Source organism: uncultured Sphingomonas sp. (assembly GCF_913774285.1).
Classification (GTDB): domain Bacteria; phylum Pseudomonadota; class Alphaproteobacteria; order Sphingomonadales; family Sphingomonadaceae; genus Sphingomonas.
The window spans coordinates 198,677-216,955 of the sequence record NZ_CAJYHX010000028.1; the positions used below are offsets into that span (position 1 = coordinate 198,677).

General features: G+C 68.6%; 15 protein-coding genes. 8 read left to right on the plus strand and 7 right to left on the minus strand.

Features of this window, described 5'->3' with window-relative positions; translation table 11 throughout:
• Positions 1 to 10 precede the first annotated feature (10 nt).
• Both QZ670_RS15130 and msrA read left to right on the plus strand, forming a co-directional pair.
• Positions 11 to 1,210: a pyridoxal phosphate-dependent aminotransferase gene (locus tag QZ670_RS15130; RefSeq protein ID WP_294256818.1), complete on the plus strand. Its 1,200-nt coding sequence runs from the start codon at positions 11 to 13 to the stop codon at positions 1,208 to 1,210.
• Between the two features lie 45 nt (positions 1,211 to 1,255).
• A complete protein-coding gene (msrA, locus tag QZ670_RS15135) occupies positions 1,256 to 1,933 on the plus strand; it encodes a peptide-methionine (S)-S-oxide reductase MsrA (protein ID WP_294256821.1) in 678 nt (225 codons plus the stop codon).
• A 377-nt stretch (positions 1,934 to 2,310) separates the two neighbouring features.
• Here the strand turns inward: msrA and QZ670_RS15140 are convergent, their stop codons facing one another.
• The gene (locus QZ670_RS15140) at positions 2,311 to 2,472 is read right to left on the minus strand and encodes a DUF1674 domain-containing protein (protein WP_125973220.1); all 162 of its coding nucleotides are present in this window, start codon (positions 2,470 to 2,472) and stop codon (positions 2,311 to 2,313) included.
• A gap of 113 nt (positions 2,473 to 2,585) precedes the next feature.
• Here QZ670_RS15140 and QZ670_RS15145 point away from each other — a divergent pair, with 113 nt between their 5' ends.
• The 4 genes from QZ670_RS15145 to purH all read left to right on the plus strand — a co-directional run bounded on the left by QZ670_RS15145 (position 2,586) and on the right by purH (position 7,990).
• Complete coding sequence (locus QZ670_RS15145) at positions 2,586 to 3,866, plus strand: transcription antitermination factor NusB (RefSeq protein WP_294256826.1); 1,281 nt, start codon at positions 2,586 to 2,588, stop codon at positions 3,864 to 3,866.
• Positions 3,867 to 3,997: 131 nt separating this feature from the next.
• On the plus strand, positions 3,998 to 4,654 hold the full coding sequence (gene rpe / locus QZ670_RS15150; RefSeq protein ID WP_084582398.1) for a ribulose-phosphate 3-epimerase: 657 nt from the start codon (positions 3,998 to 4,000) through the stop codon (positions 4,652 to 4,654).
• Positions 4,651 to 6,381, plus strand: coding sequence for a heparinase II/III family protein (locus tag QZ670_RS15155; protein WP_294256829.1), 1,731 nt, complete (start codon positions 4,651 to 4,653; stop codon positions 6,379 to 6,381). Before rpe ends, QZ670_RS15155 begins: the two co-directional genes overlap by 4 nt.
• Positions 6,382 to 6,421: 40 nt before the next feature.
• Positions 6,422 to 7,990, plus strand: coding sequence for a bifunctional phosphoribosylaminoimidazolecarboxamide formyltransferase/IMP cyclohydrolase (purH, locus tag QZ670_RS15160; protein ID WP_294256831.1), 1,569 nt, complete (start codon positions 6,422 to 6,424; stop codon positions 7,988 to 7,990).
• A gap of 221 nt (positions 7,991 to 8,211) precedes the next feature.
• Here the strand turns inward: purH and QZ670_RS15165 are convergent, their stop codons facing one another.
• The 4 genes from QZ670_RS15165 to nadB all read right to left on the minus strand — a co-directional run bounded on the left by QZ670_RS15165 (position 8,212) and on the right by nadB (position 15,389).
• The gene (locus tag QZ670_RS15165) at positions 8,212 to 9,720 is read right to left on the minus strand and encodes a lipopolysaccharide biosynthesis protein (protein WP_294256832.1); all 1,509 of its coding nucleotides are present in this window, start codon (positions 9,718 to 9,720) and stop codon (positions 8,212 to 8,214) included.
• A complete protein-coding gene (gene polA, locus QZ670_RS15170) occupies positions 9,717 to 12,473 on the minus strand; it encodes a DNA polymerase I (RefSeq protein WP_294256834.1) in 2,757 nt (918 codons plus the stop codon). Before polA ends, QZ670_RS15165 begins: the two co-directional genes overlap by 4 nt.
• A 68-nt stretch (positions 12,474 to 12,541) precedes the next feature.
• Complete coding sequence (locus QZ670_RS15175; RefSeq protein ID WP_294257075.1) at positions 12,542 to 13,687, minus strand: serine hydrolase; 1,146 nt, start codon at positions 13,685 to 13,687, stop codon at positions 12,542 to 12,544.
• Positions 13,688 to 13,784: 97 nt separating this feature from the next.
• Entirely contained in the window at positions 13,785 to 15,389 is a 1,605-nt protein-coding gene (nadB, locus tag QZ670_RS15180; RefSeq protein ID WP_294256836.1) for an L-aspartate oxidase, read from the minus strand.
• 93 nt (positions 15,390 to 15,482) lie between these two features.
• Here nadB and QZ670_RS15185 point away from each other — a divergent pair, with 93 nt between their 5' ends.
• On the plus strand, positions 15,483 to 16,376 hold the full coding sequence (locus QZ670_RS15185) for a PHB depolymerase family esterase (protein WP_294256838.1): 894 nt from the start codon (positions 15,483 to 15,485) through the stop codon (positions 16,374 to 16,376).
• Here the strand turns inward: QZ670_RS15185 and QZ670_RS15190 are convergent, their stop codons facing one another.
• Both QZ670_RS15190 and QZ670_RS15195 read right to left on the minus strand, forming a co-directional pair.
• A complete protein-coding gene (locus tag QZ670_RS15190) occupies positions 16,377 to 17,045 on the minus strand; it encodes an RNA methyltransferase (RefSeq protein ID WP_294256840.1) in 669 nt (222 codons plus the stop codon). It abuts the gene before it with no gap.
• Between the two features lie 8 nt (positions 17,046 to 17,053).
• Positions 17,054 to 17,971, minus strand: a complete 918-nt coding sequence (locus QZ670_RS15195) for an ABC transporter ATP-binding protein (RefSeq protein WP_294256841.1) — start codon at positions 17,969 to 17,971, stop codon at positions 17,054 to 17,056.
• 67 nt (positions 17,972 to 18,038) lie between these two features.
• Here QZ670_RS15195 and QZ670_RS15200 point away from each other — a divergent pair, with 67 nt between their 5' ends.
• Positions 18,039 to 18,269 carry a zinc-finger domain-containing protein gene (locus tag QZ670_RS15200; protein ID WP_294256843.1) on the plus strand — a complete coding sequence of 77 codons (231 nt, stop codon included), beginning with the start codon at positions 18,039 to 18,041 and terminating at the stop codon, positions 18,267 to 18,269.
• Positions 18,270 to 18,279: the final 10 nt, after the last annotated feature.

Here is an 18,279-nt window from a genome sequence, read left to right on the forward strand (position 1 = left end):
CGTCTAGACCATGCAGACTTCCGCCGCGCTCCAGCGCATCCAGCCCTCCGCCACGCTCGCCATGACCAGCCGCGTGTTCGAGCTGAAGCGTGCCGGCGTCGACGTGATCGGCCTGGGCGCCGGCGAACCCGATTTCGACACGCCCGAGTTCGTCAAGGAAGCCGCGATCCAGGCGATCCGCGACGGCAAGACCAAGTATACGAACGTCGACGGCACGCCCGAGCTGAAGGACGCCGTGATCAGCAAGTTCAAGCGCGACAACGGCCTGGACTATACCGCGCAGCAGATCACCATCAACGTCGGCGGCAAGCACACGCTGTTCAACGCGATCGTCGCGACTGTCGAGGCTGGCGACGAGGTGATCGTACCCGCGCCCTATTGGGTCAGCTATCCTGACGTAATCCAGTTCGCGGGCGGCACGCCGGTGTTCATCGCCGCCGGTGCCGATCAGGGCTACAAGATCACCCCCGAGCAGCTCGAGGCGGCGATTACGCCCAAGACCAAGTGGGTGATCCTCAACTCGCCGTCCAACCCGACGGGTGCGGCTTATTCGGCCGCCGAGCTCCAGGCGCTGGGCGAGGTGATCGAACGCCACCCGCATGTCTGGGTGTTCGCCGACGACATGTACGAGCACATCCTGTACGACGGCTTCGAATTCGCCACGATCGCGCAGGTCTGCCCGTCGCTCTACGAGCGCACGCTGACGGTCAACGGCTGCTCCAAGGCCTATGCGATGACCGGCTGGCGCATCGGCTTCGCCGGCGGTCCCGCGCCGCTGATCAAGGCGATCGCCAAGCTCCAGTCGCAGTCGACCTCGAACCCCTGCTCGATCGCCCAGGCGGCGGCCGTTGCGGCGCTGACCGGCGACCAGAGCTTCCTCAAGGACCGCGCCGCCGCCTTCCAGACGCGCCGCGACCTCGTCGTCGGCATGCTGAACGAAATCGACGGCATGCACTGCCCGACCCCGGAAGGCGCCTTCTACGTCTATCCGGAGTTCAGCGCGCTGATCGGCAAGACCACGCCCAAGGGCAAGGTGATCGCCACCGACGAGGACATGATCGGCTATTTCCTCGACGACGCCCGCGTGGCGGCGGTGCACGGCGCGGCGTTCGGCCTGTCGCCGGCGATGCGGATCAGCTATGCGACCTCGGAGGCGCTGCTCCGCGAAGCCTGCACCCGCATCCAGACGGCCTGCGCCGAGCTGCGCTGAGGGACCTGTACCGCGGGGGCTTCTTCTTCCCTATATGGGGGTATCATGACGCGACGCACGTTGAAGCTCCCGCTCTCCCTTGTCGCCCTTGCCGGCGGCGCCCTGCTGCTGGTCGCGGCAGGGGGCATCCCGATCGAGAAGGTAAAGGCGGTCGCGGTACCTGTGCCCGCCGTCGACGTTGCCAAGGCGAAGAAGCCGCAGACCGCGGTGTTCGCCGGCGGCTGCTTCTGGGGCATGGAAGCCGTGTTCCAGTCGGTGAAGGGCGTCCAGTCGGTCACCAACGGCTATGCCGGCGGCACCGCAGGCACCGCGACCTACGACCAGGTCAAGAACGAGAATACCGGCCATGCCGAGGCGGTGAAGGTGGTCTATGATCCCACACGCGTCAGCTACGGCACGCTGCTCCGCGTCTTCTTCTCGGTCGCGCACGATCCCACCCAGAAGGGCGGCCAGGGCCCCGATCGCGGCCCCAGCTATCGCAGCGCGATCTTCCCGCAAAATGCCGAGCAGCGCCGCGTCGCCACGGCCTATATCGCCCAGCTGACCCAGGCCAAGGCGTTCGCCAAGCCGATCACGACCAAGCTGGAGACCGGCGCCTTCTACCCGGCCGAGGAGTACCACCAGGACTTCTTCTGGAAGCACCCAACGCACCCCTACATCATGCGCTGGGACCAGCCCAAGGTCGCGGCCTTCCGCTCGACCTACCCCCAGTTGGCGCACTGATCGGGCCGCTGTCCTACAGGCAAGGTTCCTGCTATGTTCGGGGGTTCTTTGAAGTGTCGGCTATTCGACTTGCTTTCTAATCCCCCTCCCGCTTGCGGGAGGGGTTAGGGGAGGGTGCGAGCTGCGAGCGAAGGCGTCGCTGAAAGATCGGCCGGCACGCGCCAGCACGCTTCTTCGAGCGCGTGCCTTGCTTCCCGCACGCACCCTCCCCCAGCCCCTCCCGCAAGCGGGAGGGGGAGCATCATCGCTCCGGCCCGCCGGCGCAGCATATCGAGATGGATACGGCGCACACTTGTACCGCGCACGCGCCTAAACTTCAGCCCCGCTGAAAACGCGCACGCGCCTACACTTCCTGAACTTCGCCGCGCGCGCCGCCCTCAGAAATCGATCGCGATGCCCTTAAGCTCCCAGTCGCCATAGCGGACGGGATCCTTCTCCAGCGGATCCTTGTCCGGCCGCTGCATCGGTTCGGGCTTGGGCACCGGCGGGCTCTTCGAGAGATAGGCCGGGGGCTGCACATGGTCGGGTCGCTTGCCCATCGGGATTGCCTTCCTTGGTTGCCCGGCCCATGTCGGCCCGCGAAGGAGCATGGTCAAGTGAACGGTTGGGTAGCGCACGAACGAGCAGAACTTTCGATGGGAGCGCGCTGACCATGGCCCGCCCGACCACCCGCCGCCCTGCGGAGCGCGAACCCGATGCCCCCGGCGTCCCCGCCCGCCGCGCCGCGCTCAAGCTGCTCGATGCGGTGCTCCGCCGCGGCCTCGCGCTCGAACAGGCGCTCGACTCCGCCGCGCAGGGGCTGGCGCCCAACGACCGCGGCCTCGCCCACGCCATCGCCGCCGAAGCGCTGCGCCGTCTGCCTGATCTCGACGCGCTGATCGATTCCGCCACCCGCCAGCGCCTGCCCGACGACGCCAAGGCCCGCTTCGCGCTGCGCATCGCGCTGGTCCAGGCGATCGCCCTCGGCACTCCCGGCCATGCCGCGATCTCGACGGTGCTACCGCTGGTCGATGGCGGCCCGCGCAAGCTGGTCCATGGCGTATTCGGCACGCTGATGCGCGGCAACGCCACCCTGCCCGACCTGCCGATGCTCCCCGACCCGGTCGCGCTGCGCTGGCAGGCGCATTGGGGCGACGCGATGGTACAAGCCGCCTGCGAGGCGATCGCCTCCCCGCCCCCGCTCGACCTCAGCCTCAAGACCGACGCCGTGACGGTCTCCGGCGCGACCAGCCTCGCTCCGCGTCACGCCCGGCTCGAACCCGGCACCAGCGTCCCCGACCTGCCCGGCTTCGCCGAGGGCGATTGGTGGGTGCAGGATCTCGCCGCCTCGATCCCGGCCCGGCTGATCGGTGCCGGCACCGGCACCGTGCTCGACCTCTGCGCCGCGCCCGGCGGCAAGACGCTCCAGCTCGCCGCGGCCGGCTGGCAGGTGACCGCGGTCGACGTCGCCGAGAACCGCCTCGCCCGCTTGCGCGAAAATCTGGAGCGCACCGGCCTGTCGGCACAGATCGTCACCGCCGACCTGCTCGGCTGGCGCCCCGCCGCCCCCGCCGACGCGGTGCTGCTCGACGCGCCGTGCAGCGCCACCGGCATCTTCCGTCGCCACCCGGACGTGCTCCACCGCGTCCGCCCGTCGCTGATCGCCGAGATGGCCGAGCTCCAGGCCAAGCTGCTCGACCGCGCCGCGGCCTGGGTGAAGCCCGGCGGCACCCTCGTCTTCGCCACCTGCTCGCTGGAGCCGAAGGAAGGCGAGGCGCACCTTGCCCCCTTCCTCGCCGCGCATCCCGAGTTCGCGCTGGTGCCCGCCACGGCCGAGCAGCTTCCGGCCGGGATCGCACCGCGCGAAGACGGTTCGGTGCGCGTTCTGCCGGACATGCTGGCCGAGCAAGGCGGGCTCGACGGCTTCTTCATCGCCCGCTTCCGCCGCCGCTGATCGCACGCCCGGGGCCCTTCGTCCCGACCGCGCAGCAAGCTGTGGATAAGTCTGTGGAGAAGCAGTGCGCAACCGGTGGGCACCCGTCCGCTCCGGTTGCGCCCGACTCGCCCCTTCCCTAGGAGACGCCCATGTCCGTCCGCATCGCCCCTTCGATCCTCTCGGCCGATTTCGCGCGGCTCGGCGAGGAAGTCCGCGCCATCGACGCCGCCGGCGCCGACTGGATCCATGTCGACGTGATGGACGGCCATTTCGTGCCCAACATCACCATCGGCCCCGCGGTGGTGAAGGCGCTGCGCCCGCACTCGGCCAAGAATTTCGACGTGCACCTGATGATCACGCCGGTCGATCCGATGCTCGCCGCCTTTGCCGAGGCCGGCGCCGACACGATCTCGGTGCATCCCGAAGCAGGCCCGCACCTCCACCGCACGCTCCAGACGATCAAGGCGCTGGGCAAGCGCGCCGGCGTGGTGCTCAACCCGTCGACTCCGGTCGACGCGGTCGATTATGTGATGGACCTGGTCGACCTGATCCTGGTGATGAGCGTGAACCCCGGCTTTGGCGGGCAGAAGTTCCTCGAGAGCCAGCTGCCCAAGATCACCGAGCTGCGCCGCCGCATCGAGGCGAGCGGCCGCGCGATCGACCTCGAGGTGGATGGCGGGATCGACCGCGAGACCGCGCCCAAGGCGATCGCCGCCGGCGCCAACGCCCTTGTCGCCGGTACCGCGACCTTCACCGGTGGCCCGAGCCAGTACGCCGCCAATATCGCAGGCCTGCGCGGGGCTTGACCGATCCGGCACCGGACTCCGCCGCCGACGGAGTCGAGGAAGGCAAGCGGCTGATCCGAGTGGGCGGCGACCGCGGCCTGTCGCTGGCCGACCGCATCGCCGACCGCTTCCAGCGCCTCGCCTGGCGCTCGCCTTTCTACGCGATGCGACTGAAGGGCCGGCACCCCCTCAAGCTGCTCACCGCCGCCGACGATCCGTTCTTCGGCGATCCGCAGCGGGGCAATGCCCTGCTCGACGGCGAACTGCGGCTTTGCGGCGAGGTCCGCGCGATCGAGAGCCTCGACTTCGCCAAGCCGGACTGGTCGCCCGCCTTCACCCAGCATCTCCAGGGCTTTGGCTGGCTGCGCGACCTGTCCAGTGTCGCCACCCGCCAGCAGGGCGCGCCCATCGCCGAAGACCTGATGCGGCGCTGGCTGAAGGTGCATGGCGAGCAGGTGGCGGATCCCGCCTGGCGGCCCGATCTGGTCGGGCGGCGCATCCTCGCCTGGGTCGCGCACGCGCCGCTGATCCTCTCCTCCACCGACCAGGTCTATCGCTCGGGCGTGATGCACGCGCTGGCGCGTGGTGCACGCCATCTCGACCGCAGCGCCGACAAGGTGCCCGCAGGCGTCCCCCGGCTCGCTGCCTGGGCCGGCCTAACCGTGGCAGGGCTGGTCCTGCCCGGCGGCGATCCCCGCCGCGCCTTTGCCGAGGCGGGGCTCAACCGCGCGATCACCGCCTCGGTCTATGAGGATGGCGGTACCGTCGGCCGCTCGCCCGATGGCCAGCTCGACGCGATCCAGCTGATCACGCTGCTGTGCGAAACCTATGCCGCCCGCCGCATCGAGCCGCCCGCCTTCGTGCTCGGCGCGCTCAACCGGATGGTCGCGGCATTGCTTGGCGTGTGCCACGGCGATGGCGGGCTCTCCAGCTGGCAGGGCTGCGCGCCGGTCGGCGGCGAGTGGATCGAGCAGGCGATCGAGGCGACGGGCGTGCGCACCCGCCCGCTCAAGCAGGCGCGCGACTGGGGCTATCAGCGCCTGTCCTGCGCCGGCACCGTGCTGATCCTCGACGCAGCGCCCCCGCCCGACGCCCGCGTCGCCCAGACCGGCTGCGCCTCCACCCTCGCCTTCGAGCTTTCGGACGGCGCGGACCGGATCGTCGTCAACTGCGGCGGCAGCCGCGCCGCCGATGCGCGCCTGCCCGCCGAGCTGGTGCAGGGCCTGCGCACCACCGCCGCGCACTCGACGCTGACGCTCGACGACAGCAACTCCACCGCCATCCATGCCGACGGCACGCTCGGCCGCGGCGTGAGCGAGGTCGAGCTGGTCCGGCAGGAGACCGAGCATGCCAGCCGGATCGAGGCTGCGCAGGACGGCTATGTCCGCCGCTTCGGGCTGCTCCACCGCCGCGAACTGACCCTCTCGCACGACGGTCGCGACCTGCGCGGCGAGGATCTGCTGCTGCCTTCGGGCAAGCGCCGGATCGACTCGAAGCCGTTCGCGGTGCGCTTCCACCTCGCCCCGCAGGTCGAGGCATCGCCCACCGCCGACGGCCACGGCGCGATCCTGCGCACCGCCTCGGGCATGCTCTGGCAGTTTCGCGCCAAGGGCGGCACGCTGGCGATCGAGGAAAGCCTGTGGATCGACGCGCGCGGCCGTCCCCACGCCACCCAGCAGCTGGTGATCCACGGCGAGACGCCCGCGGGCGGCGCCAGCCTGAACTGGGTGTTCCACCGGTCCAAATAGGGCTTGCCCCGGCGCGCCCGATTGAGGAGAGGGGCGGGCCATGGACATCAAGATCACCCGCGCGCTCCTCTCGGTCTCCGACAAGACCGGGATCGTCGAACTCGGCCAGGCGCTGGCCGCCCAGGGGGTCGAGCTCGTCTCGACCGGCGGCACCGCCACCGCCCTGCGTAACGTCGGACTGGCGGTCCGCGACATCTCGGACCTGACCGGCTTCCCGGAGATGATGGACGGGCGGGTGAAGACGCTGCACCCCAAGGTGCATGGCGGCCTGCTCTCGGTCCGCGACAATCCCGAGCACCAGGCCTCGATGGCCGAGCACGAGATCGCGCCGATCGACCTTGTGGTGGTGAACCTCTATCCCTTCGCCCAGACCGTCGCCAAGGGTGCCGACCGCGACGAGATCATCGAGAATATCGACATCGGCGGCCCGTCGATGGTGCGCTCGGCCGCGAAGAACCATGAGTCGGTAGCGATCGTCACCGATCCGGCCGATTATGCGCTGGTGATGGGCGGCACGACGACGCTCGAGCAGCGCCGCAAGTTCGCCGCCAAGGCCTATGCCGCCACGGCGGCCTATGACGCGATGATCTCCAGCTGGTTCGCCTTCGCCGACCAGGGTGAGGCCTTCCCGGAGATGCTCAATCTCTCGCTCAGCCGCGGCCAGGCGCTGCGCTATGGCGAGAATCCGCACCAGCAGGCGGCCTTCTATGCCGCGACCGGCGCTGCGGCGCGCGGCATCGGCCAGGCCCGGCAGGTGCAGGGCAAGGAACTGAGCTACAACAATTACAACGACGCCGATGCGGCGCTCGAGCTGGTCAGCGAATTCCGCGACGGCCCGCCGACCGCGGTGATCGTCAAGCACGCCAATCCCTGCGGCGTGGCGAGCGGCGCGACTCTCGCCGAGGCCTATGCCGCGGCATTCGCCTGCGACACCGTCTCGGCGTTCGGCGGCATCATCGCGGTGAACCGCCCGCTCGACCGCGCGACCGCCGAGCAGATCACCGGCATCTTCACCGAAGTGGTGGTGGCGCCCGACGCGGACGAAGAGGCGCTGGCGCTGTTCGCGGCGAAGAAGAATCTCCGCCTGCTGCTCACCGGCGAACTGCCCGACCCGGCCCGCGCGGGTCTGTTCGCCAAGTCGATCGCCGGCGGCTGGCTGGTCCAGGGCCGCGACAACGGCATCGTCACGCGCGACCAGCTCAAGGTCGTTACCAAGCGCCAGCCGACCGATCAGGAACTGGCCGACTGCCTGTTCGCCTGGACGGTGGCCAAGCACGTCAAGTCGAACGCGATCGTCTATGCCAAGGACGGCAGCACCGCGGGCGTCGGCGCCGGCCAGATGAACCGGCTGGAAAGCGCCCGCATTGCCGCGTGGAAGGCCAAGGACGCCGCCGACAAGGCCGGCTGGGCAACCCCGCGCACGATCGGCTCGGCGGTGGCGTCAGATGCCTTCTTCCCCTTCGCCGACGGCCTGCTCGCGGCGGTGGAAGCGGGTGCGACCGCAGTGATCCAGCCGGGCGGCTCGATCCGCGACGACGAGGTGATCGCGGCGGCAGACGAGGCGGGCCTCGCGATGGTCTTCACGGGCATGCGCCACTTCCGGCATTGAGGCAGATGCGTCGCGTTTCCGGTTGGGGGCGCGGCGTTGCGACACACTCCGCGTGCCCCCCGCGAAGGCGGGGGTCCATTGGCGCTGGTGTTGCGGTTCTTTCCCCGGACGTTCAGGCGAAAGGATTCTGGCCTTCGCGGGAATGACGGTGGAGGGCGCCCCCTCCACCACCGCGATTGGCGGCGGTCCCCCTCCCCCGGCTTTGCCGAGGGAAGGAACCCTCAGGCAGCCTCACCCGCCATACCCTCCGCCCGAGGCACCTTGCGGAACAGCGCGCGGTCTTCCGGCCCGAAGCCGAAGCGGATGATCACGACCAGGAAGGTGATCAGGATCGCGGGCATGCCCAGGCTCATCTCCGCCCATTCGAAGCGGTGCGGCAGCGAGGTGAAGGCGGCGCCGACCAGTCCCGCGATCGCCATAGCCGCGAAGAAGCTGGGGCGGATGCTCACCACCGGCGCGCCGAGCTTGGCCTGGAGCAGGAGGCCCTTTGCCACCGAGCCAATCGTCAGCGACAAGGCCAGCGCTACCGCGGGCGCGGCGGACTGCACCGGCACCGGCCAGCCCTGCCCGCGCGCCAGGAAGATCAGCACGAAGCTCAGCCCGATCTGGAGCATCAGCACGCAGATCGAGATCGCCAGATTGGTGTGGCGGGCGATGTAGATCAGCGCCGTCTCGCACACCGCGCCGGGCGACGCGAGCACCTCGGCGAAGAGCAGGATGCACAGCACCGCCGAGCCGATCACGAACTCGCGGCCGAGCAGGCCCATCACCCCCTCGGCGGGGATCGAGAACATCACCGCCAGCCCCGCCTGCGCGCAGAGGATCCAGAATCCCACCTGCCGCACCTGTCGTGCCACTGCGGGCCGGTCGCCCGCCGCGAGACTCTGGGTGATCACCGGTCCGAGGATCGGGTCGAAGCTCGATTTGAGCCGCTGCGGCACCGAGGCGACCTGCTGCGCCATATAGTAGATGCCGACCACCGAGGGCGCGAACAGCAGGCCCAGGATGAAGCGATCGACGTTGCGCGTCGCCCATTCGATCGCGTCCGCCCCCGCCAGCGGCGCGTTGAGCCGGGCGAGGCCCCAGATCACCGCCGGCTGCGGTCGCCAGCCGACCGGCAGGCCATATTCGCGCACAAACGGTACGATCGAGGCGACCAGTGCAGCGGTCATCGACAGCAGATAGGCCATCAGCAGCCCGTCACGGGTCGAGACGAAGGAGAAGAGGTAGGCCGCAATGCTGATCGTCCAGGGCTCGATGATCGCCCGCGCCGTCACCGAGGCGCCGATATTGTGGCGATAGGCGAGCGCGGACAGCGAGACGTCGGACAACGCGATGGCGATCACCGCGACAGACAGGAACCGCTCCAGCCCCATCACCGGACTGTTGGGGAACATCGCCTGCGGGAAGACCATCATGATGCCGCTGGCGACCAGCGCCGCGACGAAGGCGACGACCATCGCGTCCCAAACGACATGGGTGTGCGGGCGATCGGTGCTCGACAGCGCCTGCGCTAGTCCGCGCTTGAGGCCGAGCGTCGCCACCAGCGCGACGAACTCGATGACCAGCACCGCGATAGCGTAGCGCCCAACGATCTCCGGGCCATAGGAGCGCCCGGCGATGAACAGGAACGGCAGCCGGGCGACCAGCCGGATGATGAAGCCCAGCATGTTCGTACGCCCGCCCTTGGCGAGCGCGTTGATATCCTTGGACGCTTCCCCCTCGCTCAATGCGCGGCGCCCCAGCTGGGGCCGACGCCGATCTCCACGCCCAGCGGCACGGTGAGCTGGATCGCCGGTTCGGCGGCGGTGGCCATCACCCGCTCAATGATCGGGCGCGCGGCCTCGACATCGCCCTCGGGCAGCTCGAACACCAGTTCGTCGTGCACCTGGAGGAGCATGCGGACGTTGTGCAGCCCCGCCTCGCGCAGCGCCGGGACCATCCGCGCCATCGCGCGCTTGATGATGTCGGCACTGGTGCCCTGGATCGGCGCGTTGATCGCCGCGCGCTCGCTGCCCGCCCGCTCATTGGGGTTGGAGGCCTTGAGTCGCGGGAAGTGCGTCTTCCGCCCGAACAGCGTCGTGGTGTAGCCGCGCTCCTTCGCCTCGCGCAGCGTGTCGGCGATATAGCGATTGATGCCGGGGAAACGCTCGAAATAGCGGTTGATCATCGCCTGCGCCTCGTCCGGCGTCACGTCGAGCCGGCCGGCCAGGCCCCAGCGCGAGATGCCGTAGAGGATCGCGAAGTTGATCGTCTTGGCGCGGCCGCGCGTATCGCGGTTCACTTCGCCGAACAGCTCCATCGCGGTCAGGCTGTGGATGTCATCGCCGTTCGCGAACGCGGTGCGCAGCGCCGGCACATCGGCGATATGCGCGGCCAGGCGCAGCTCGATCTGCGAATAGTCGGCCGAGAGGATGACGTTGCCCGGCTCGGCCACGAAGGCGTCGCGGATCTGGCGGCCGGTCTCGGTCCGCACAGGGATGTTCTGCAGGTTCGGATCGGTCGACGACAGCCGTCCGGTCTGCGCGCCGGTGAGGCTGTAGCTGGTGTGGACGCGACCGGTATGCGGGTTGATCTGCGCCTGCAGCGCATCGGTGTAGGTCGACTTGAGCTTGGACAGCTGGCGCCAGTCGAGCACCTTGAGCACCATCTCGCGGCCGGGCGAATCCTTGTCGGCGGCGATGCGCTCCAGCTCGTTGACGTCGGTGGAATAGACGCCCGACTTGCCCTTGCGGCCGCCCTTGATCCCCATCTTGTCGAACAGCACGTCGCCCAGCTGCTTGGGGCTGCCGATGGTGAACTTGAAGCCGGCGATGGCGTGGATCTCTTCCTCCAGCGCAGCGATCTGCTGCGCGAAGTCGGCCGAGAGCTTGGCCAGCACCGCGGCATCGACCTTGATGCCGGTGGCCTCCATCTCGGCTAGAACGGCGACGAGCGGGCGGTCGACGCTCTCATAGACCCGCGTTACGCTCTCATAGGCGAGCCGGGGCTTCAATCGGCGCCACAGCCGCAGCGTGACATCGGCATCCTCGGCGGCGTAGCGCGTCGCGGCCTTGAGATCGACCTGGCCGAAGCTCAGCTGGCTCTTCCCGGTGCCGACCACGTCCTTGTAGGCGATGCAGCTGTGCGCGAGATGGGTGGCGGCAAGCTCGTCCATGCCGTGACCGTGCAGGCCGGCGTCGAGATCGAAGCTCATCACGATCGTATCGTCATAGGGCGCGACGCGGATGCCGGCGCGGCCGAGCACGATCATGTCGTACTTCAGGTTATGGCCGATCTTGAGGACGGCGGGGTCCTCCAGCAGCGGCTTCAGCCGGGCGAGCGCCTCGTCGCGGTCGAGCTGCACCGGCTTCTCGGCGAACATGTCCGTCCCGCCATGGCCGAGCGGGATGTAGCAGGCGAGGTTCGGCGCCAGCGCCATGCTGACCCCGACCAGATCGGCCTGGGTCGCATCAAGCCCGGTCGTCTCGGTGTCGATCGCCACCCAGCCTTGGTGCCGCGACACGGTGATCCAGCGATCGAGCGCGTCCATGTCGGTGACGGTCTCGTAGCCGTCGTGGTTGCAGGGCGGGTCTTCCTCGACGCCGGGCGCCTCGTGCACCTCCACCGGCGCATCGGCGACCGAGGACAGGCGCGACAGCAGCGTTTTGAAGCCGTGATGCTCGAGGAACGCGCGGAGCGGCGCTTCGGGGATGCCCTGCAGCTCCAGCGCCTCCATCGGCTCGGGCAGCGGCACGTCGCAGGCGAGCGTCACCAACTTGTGGCTCAGCCGCGCGAGCTCGGCATGCTCGATCAGATTGTCGCGCAGCTTGCCCTTCTTCATGCCCGGCGCGGCGGCGAGCACCGATTCGAGATCGCCATGTTCGAGGATCAGCTTTGCGGCGGTCTTCGGTCCCACCCCAGGCACGCCGGGGACGTTGTCGACGCTGTCGCCCATCAGCGCCAGCACTTCGCCGAGCTTTTCCGGGCCCACGCCGAACTTCTCGCGGGTGTCGTCGGGCCCCATCCGCCGGTTGTTCATCGTGTCGAGCATGTCGACCGAGGGATCGGTCATCAGCTGCATCAGATCCTTGTCGGAGCTGACGATCGTCACCGCCCAGCCCTGCGCCAGCGCCGCCTTGGTATAGCTGGCGATCAGGTCGTCGGCCTCCCAGCCGAGCTCCTCGATGCAGGGCAGGCTGAAGGCGCGGGTCGCGTCGCGGATCATCGGGAACTGGGGGACCAGATCCTCGGGCGCGGGCGGGCGGTGCGCCTTGTACTGGTCGTAGAGCTCGTTGCGGAAGGTGTGCTCGGACTTGTCGAGAATCACCGCCATGTGCGTCGGCCCATCGGCCTTGTGGAGCTCGTCGGCGAGCTTCCACAGCATCGAGGTGTAGCCGTACACCGCCCCCACCGGCTCGCCATGCTTGTTGGTCAGCGGCGGCAGCCGGTGATAGGCGCGGAAGATGTAGCTGGAGCCGTCGACGAGATAGAGATGGGGCATGGGGCGGGAGATAGCAGCGCGGTGCGCCGCCGTCATCCCGCCGGAGCCCTTGTTTTAGGCCCTGGTTTTCAGGCGCCCAGCTGATGCTCGGCGACGATCGCCCGCACCACGCCCTGCATAAGCAGCTGGCGCTCGTTGATCGGGCGCGGCGTGTCGCCAATCATCACGGCGAGCGCGTAGGAACGGCCGTCGGGAGCGGTGAGCAGCGCCACATCGTTATAGCCCGCGGTGCGGCCGAACAGGTCCTGGCCGGTGCCGGTCTTGTGGGCGAGCTGCCAGCCCGGCGGCAGCGCGCCGCGCAGGCGGTACTTGCCGGTGTGCGAGGCCTGCATCGTCGCGATCAGCCACTGGGTGGACACGGGCGAGAGCAGCTCGCCGCGCTTCAGCCGGGCGAGCGCGCCGGCGATGGCGAGCGGCGCCGCGCCGTCGGGCGGATCGGCGACATAGCGCTGATAGGCGGCAACGCGGGTCTCGCGCGGCAGCTGGGCGCGGGCCACGGCAAAGGTGTTGCCCATCGAATATTCGGGCTTCCACGCGGGCAACCCCGAGGTGCCGAGCTGGAGCAGCTTCTCGCCCGGGCCGAAGCGGATCGAACCGAGCGCGTTGCGCGCGATGAACGAGCGCACCGCCGGCGGTCCGCCGACCAGGCGGAGCAGCTTGTCGTTGCAGGTATTGTCGCTCATCGTCAGCGCACGCCGCAGGATCTCGCCCACGGTGCTCTGATAGCCCTGGTCGCCCTTCACCAGCGACGCCACCGGCTGGTGGAACAGGGTGAAATCGGCGCGGGTGATGACGAGCGGGTCGTTCAAGCGGATTCGACCCTGGTCGACCTGGTCGAGCACCGTCATCGCCACCCACAGCTTGGAGACGCTCTGCTGCGGCAGCTTGCGCGCGCCCCCTTGCGAGGCGGTCCAGTTGCGGTCGACGCTGGTCACCGCGATGCCGACGACGCCGTCGAAATTATGGGCGATGTCCGACAGGCGATTCACCAAGCCGACGGGCGGCGGCACTTCCGGGCGCGGCGCCGCCTGCGCGCGCGGGATCGGCATCAGCACGCCGTAATTGGGCGCGGGCAGATAGGCGGCGAGTTCGGGATGTTCGTGGACGGCGCAGCCCAGCAGCACCGCGGGGCCAAGCCCTGCCACGGTCAGCGCACGCTCGACTTTCGAAAACCGGATTTTACGCACCGCAACCAACCTCTTGCCCACTTCCATCATGCGTCTGCCCCTAGAGGCGGCAAAGCAAGGGATTCCCGCAATGCGACGAAGCGAGTCGGTGGAGCGACGAGGCGTGACCAGGCGCGAAACCGGATCAAGGCACCAGCACCGTGTCTACCGCCTCCGCCGCGGTCTCCGGATAGTCCAGCGTATAGTGCAGACCGCGGCTCTCCTTGCGGTGGAGCGCCGAGCGGACGATCAGGTCGGCGCTTTCCAGTAGGTTGCGCAGCTCGATCAGATCCGGGGTCACGCGGAAATGGCCGTAATAGTCGGCGACTTCCTCGCGCAGCAGCTTGATCCGGTGCGCGGCGCGCTCCAGCCGCTTGGTGGTGCGGACGATGCCGACATAGTTCCACATGAAGCGGCGGATCTCGGTCCAGTTCTGCTTGATGACGACTTCCTCGTCGGAATCGGTCACCCGGCTCTCGTCCCAGGGCCGGATCGCCGGCGGCGGCGGCAGGTCGCCCCAATGCGCGCCGATGTGATTCGCCACCGCCTCGCCGAACACGAAGCATTCGAGCAGCGAGTTGGACGCGAGGCGATTGGCGCCGTGCAGCCCCGACTGGCTCACCTCGCCCGCCGCGTAGAGCCCCGGCAGGTCGGTCCGCCCGTCGCGATCGATCATCACCCCACCGCAGGTATAATGCTGGGCGGGCACCACCGGGATCGGCGCCTTGGTCATGTCGATGTCGAGGTCGAGCAGCCGGTGGTAGATGGTCGGGAAATGGTGCTGGACGAATTCCGGCCCCATATGGCTGATGTCCAGGTGGACATAATCGAGGCCGAGCCGCTTGATCTCATGGTCGATCGCGCGGGCGACGATATCGCGCGGCGCCAGCTCCAGCCGGGAATCGAAATCGGGCATGAAGCGGTGGCCCCCCTCGTCGCCGGCTTCGGGGGGCAGCAGCAGGTGCCCGCCCTCGCCGCGCACCGCCTCGGTGATCAGGAAGTTCTTGACGTCGAGATTGTAGAGGCAGGTCGGGTGGAACTGCATCATCTCCATGTTGGAGATGCGGCAGCCCGCGCGCCACGCCATCGCGATGCCGTCCCCGGTTGCGCCGCGCGGGGCGGTGGAGAACAGATAGGTCCGCCCTGCCCCGCCGGTCGCCAGCACCGTCGCGCGGGCGGTGAACAGCTCGACGCGGTTGGTCGCGCGGTTGAAGGCGTAGACGCCCCAGACATTGCCCGCGCCCGAATAGCGGAGTTCGTGCCGGCTGGTGGCGAGATCGATCACCACCATGTCGGGCACCAGCGTGATGTTGGGATGCGCCTGCGCGGCGCGGAGCAGCGCGGTCTGCACGGCAAGCCCCGTGGCATCGTCGACATGGGCGATACGCCGGTGGCTGTGGCCGCCCTCGCGGGTGAGGTGCAGGGCATTGCCCTCGGTGTTGAACGGCACGCCGAGCTGGACCAGCCGCTCGATCGCGGCGGGGGCGTTCTCGACCACCATCTCCACGGTCGCGCGGTCGTTGAGGCCGGCGCCGGCGACCATCGTGTCGTCGATATGGCTTTCGAAGGTGTCGCCGTCTTCCAGCACCGCGGCGATCCCGCCCTGCGCCCAAGCGGTCGAGCCCTCGGCAAAGCCGCCCTTGGCCAACACCGTCACCTTGAACCTGTCCGCCAGATGGAGCGCGGTGGTGAGCCCCGCCGCGCCGGAACCGAGGACCAGGACATCGCTTTGGTGATTGGTGTCGGACAAAGAGGCACTCCTTTGCCGCGCTTAAAGCGCGCATGGGCAGGGTTCCGCAATCCCTACCCTTGGGCATAAGAGGGTTGCGAAGAGGAGAGATGCATGCGGCTGGCCTGGTGGATCGGAGTGGCGGCGCTGTTCGGCAGCGGCTCGGCGCAAGCGGCGGCGTGCCGGCTCGGGCCAGCGGGAACGACGGTGCCGGTGGCGATCGAAGGCACCGGGCGCTCGATGCTGGTGCATGTCCCCGCCGGCCGCAGCGCCGCGCGGCTGCCGCTGGTGTTCGTGTTCCACGGCAGCACCGGCAAGGGCCGCGACATCCTCGCCCAATCGAAGCTGGAGGCGACCGCGGACCGCCACGGCTTCCTCCTCGCAGCACCCGATGGCGGGATCCCCGCCGCGACGGGGTATGTGTGGAACATCCCCGGCGTGCCGACGGTGACCGGCAAGGTGCCCGGCCCCGACGATGCCGACGACGTGGCCTTCGTGAAAACCGCGATCGACCAGCTGGCGGCCAAGGGCTGCGTGGATCGGTCGCGCGTCTACGCCACCGGCTATTCGGGCGGCGGGCGGCTGACCTCGTGGCTCGGCTGCGTCGCGGCAGACCGCTTCGCCGCGATCGCCCCGGTGGTGGGCCTGCGCGCGGGCAATCCGCGCAAGGACCTGCCGCGCCTCCCCGATCCGGCGACCTGCACGCCGTCGCGTCCGATGCCGGTGCTGGCCTTCGCCGGCGATGCCGACACCACCAACCCGATCCAGGGCGGCGGCGCGGGCTATTGGCAGTACACGATGCACACCGCGCTGGTGCGCTGGGCGGACCTGAACGGGTGCCGCTTGGGGCCGGTGGAGCGCGAGGTTTCGACGGAGGTGAAGGAAGAACGCTTCAGCCGCTGCTCGGGCGGCGCAGAGGTGGCCGGCCGGGTGAAGCACGGCGCCGGCCATGTCTGGGTGGCGGACAATGAGGCGATGTGGACCTTCTTCGTCCGCCACCGGCGCTAGTCAGGTACTCGCGTCCGGCATCACGGTCGGCAAGGGCGTCTCCCGCTCGCCTCGCTGATCTCGGAGCCGGTACTTGCTCTGGTACGCGCGGCGCTGGCGCGTGACTTCGTACAACACGATGCCGGAGCTGGTCCCCAGGTTGAGGCTCTCGATCATACCAAACATGGGAATGCTCACGCACAACTCGCCACGCTCCACCGCGCGGTCGCTAATTCCAATCGCTTCGTTGCCGAACCAAACGGCGAGTTTAGTGTATGCCGTGTAGTCGCCATCGCTAAGGTGGACGTGGGCCTTGCCCTTCACGTGCGGCGAAGTGACGATGGAACGGAATCCCTTCCGCTCGAGATGATCGAAACAGTCGTCCGTCGAATCAAAGCGACGAACGAACGTCCATTTGACGGCGGACACGGACACCTTCGAGATCGGTTTGTGCTCACGCAGCTCTTGCCAATCGTCCGGCAGCTCGCGTCGGCTATCGACTACGTAGACCTTCTCTACGCCAAGCGCGTTGACGTTCCGAATGATCGTGCCGATGTTCTTGATGTCTGCCGGGTTCTCGATGACCGCGATCAGGTTCTTGCAGCGGAAATCCTTGATGGCGTCCGCCCGCTTCCGGGCGGAACTCTTCTGCTTTTCAAACGAGATGTCGATTTCGATTTCGTCCGTCACGCTACCCCCTACGCCGCCCGCGTCAAATTCAGGAACACATCCTCCAGGTCCGCCTCGCGGGTCGACACGTCGACGATCCCCAGCCCCGCCGCCTGCACCGCGCCCAGCACTTCGCCGGCATTGGCCTGGTCCTTGCGGTAGGTGATCACCAGCACCCGCTCGCCCTTCAGCTCCACCTTCTGGAAGCAGGCATTGTCCGGCACGGCGGCAATGTCGCGGTCCACCGTCACCTCGACCACCTTTTCCTGCGCCATGCCGACCAGTTCCCGCGTGGGCTTGTTGGCGATCAGCTGACCGTGGTTGATGATCGCGATGCGGTCGCACAGCTCCTCGGCCTCTTCGAGATAGTGCGTCGTCAGCACCACCGTCACGCCGCGCTGGTTGAGCTGCTTCACATAGGCCCAGAGCTGCTGTCGCAGTTCCACGTCGACGCCCGCGGTCGGCTCGTCGAGCACGATGATCGGCGGGGAGTGCACCATCGCCTTGGCGACCATCAGCCGCCGCTTCATGCCGCCCGACAGCGTGCGCGAATAGGCATTGGCCTTGTCTTCCAGATGCACCGCGCGGAGCAGCGCCATCGCATCGAACTGGTTCTTGGCCACGCCGTAGAGCCCCGCCTGGATCTCCAGCGTCTCCTTTGGCGTGAAGAAGGGATCGAACAGGATCTCCTGGTTGACGATGCCGATGCTCGCCTTGGCGTTGCGCGGATGCGCGTCGATGTCGAAGCCCCAGATCGCAACCCTGCCGTCGGTCTTGTTGACCAGCCCCGCCAGGATGTTGATCAGCGTCGACTTGCCCGCGCCATTGGGCCCGAGCAGCCCGAAGATCTGCCCGCGCGGCACCTCGAAGCTCACCCCGTCCAGCGCGCGCTTGCCGCCGGAATAGGTCTTGCAGAGAGTGTCGATCGCGATCGCAGCCTGGGTCATGGGGCGCAGCTTTAAGACCCTGCGCATCCGATTGCGAGCCCCCGCGCGCTTTGCTAAGGCGCGGGGCATGATCGCCCCGCCCGAAGTCATCCGCACCGCCCATGCCCGCGTCGCCTGCGACGGTACCGGCCCCGGCCTGCCGGCCGCGCTCGGCCACCCGCGCGTCTATCTGCAGATCGACGAGCACGGCTATGTCGATTGCGGCTATTGCGACCGCCGCTTCGTGCTGATCGGCGGCCCCGCCGACGGCGCCGACCAGAGCCAGCTGCCCGACCATCCGGCAGGCGCCAGCATCTGATCGTCGCGGG

What these genes read in the sequence shown, in the direction of transcription:
- QZ670_RS15130 (WP_294256818.1), top strand. Translation starts at nt 11, where the DNA reads ATGCAGACTTCCGCCGCGCTCCAGCGCATCCAGCCCTCCGCCACGCTC.
- msrA (WP_294256821.1), top strand. Translation starts at nt 1,256, where the DNA reads ATGACGCGACGCACGTTGAAGCTCCCGCTCTCCCTTGTCGCCCTTGCC.
- QZ670_RS15140 (WP_125973220.1), bottom strand. Translation starts at nt 2,472, where the DNA reads ATGGGCAAGCGACCCGACCATGTGCAGCCCCCGGCCTATCTCTCGAAG.
- QZ670_RS15145 (WP_294256826.1), top strand. Translation starts at nt 2,586, where the DNA reads ATGGCCCGCCCGACCACCCGCCGCCCTGCGGAGCGCGAACCCGATGCC.
- rpe (WP_084582398.1), top strand. Translation starts at nt 3,998, where the DNA reads ATGTCCGTCCGCATCGCCCCTTCGATCCTCTCGGCCGATTTCGCGCGG.
- purH (WP_294256831.1), top strand. Translation starts at nt 6,422, where the DNA reads ATGGACATCAAGATCACCCGCGCGCTCCTCTCGGTCTCCGACAAGACC.
- polA (WP_294256834.1), bottom strand. Translation starts at nt 12,473, where the DNA reads ATGCCCCATCTCTATCTCGTCGACGGCTCCAGCTACATCTTCCGCGCC.
- QZ670_RS15175 (WP_294257075.1), bottom strand. Translation starts at nt 13,687, where the DNA reads ATGGAAGTGGGCAAGAGGTTGGTTGCGGTGCGTAAAATCCGGTTTTCG.
- QZ670_RS15185 (WP_294256838.1), top strand. Translation starts at nt 15,483, where the DNA reads ATGCGGCTGGCCTGGTGGATCGGAGTGGCGGCGCTGTTCGGCAGCGGC.
- QZ670_RS15195 (WP_294256841.1), bottom strand. Translation starts at nt 17,971, where the DNA reads ATGACCCAGGCTGCGATCGCGATCGACACTCTCTGCAAGACCTATTCC.
- QZ670_RS15200 (WP_294256843.1), top strand. Translation starts at nt 18,039, where the DNA reads ATGATCGCCCCGCCCGAAGTCATCCGCACCGCCCATGCCCGCGTCGCC.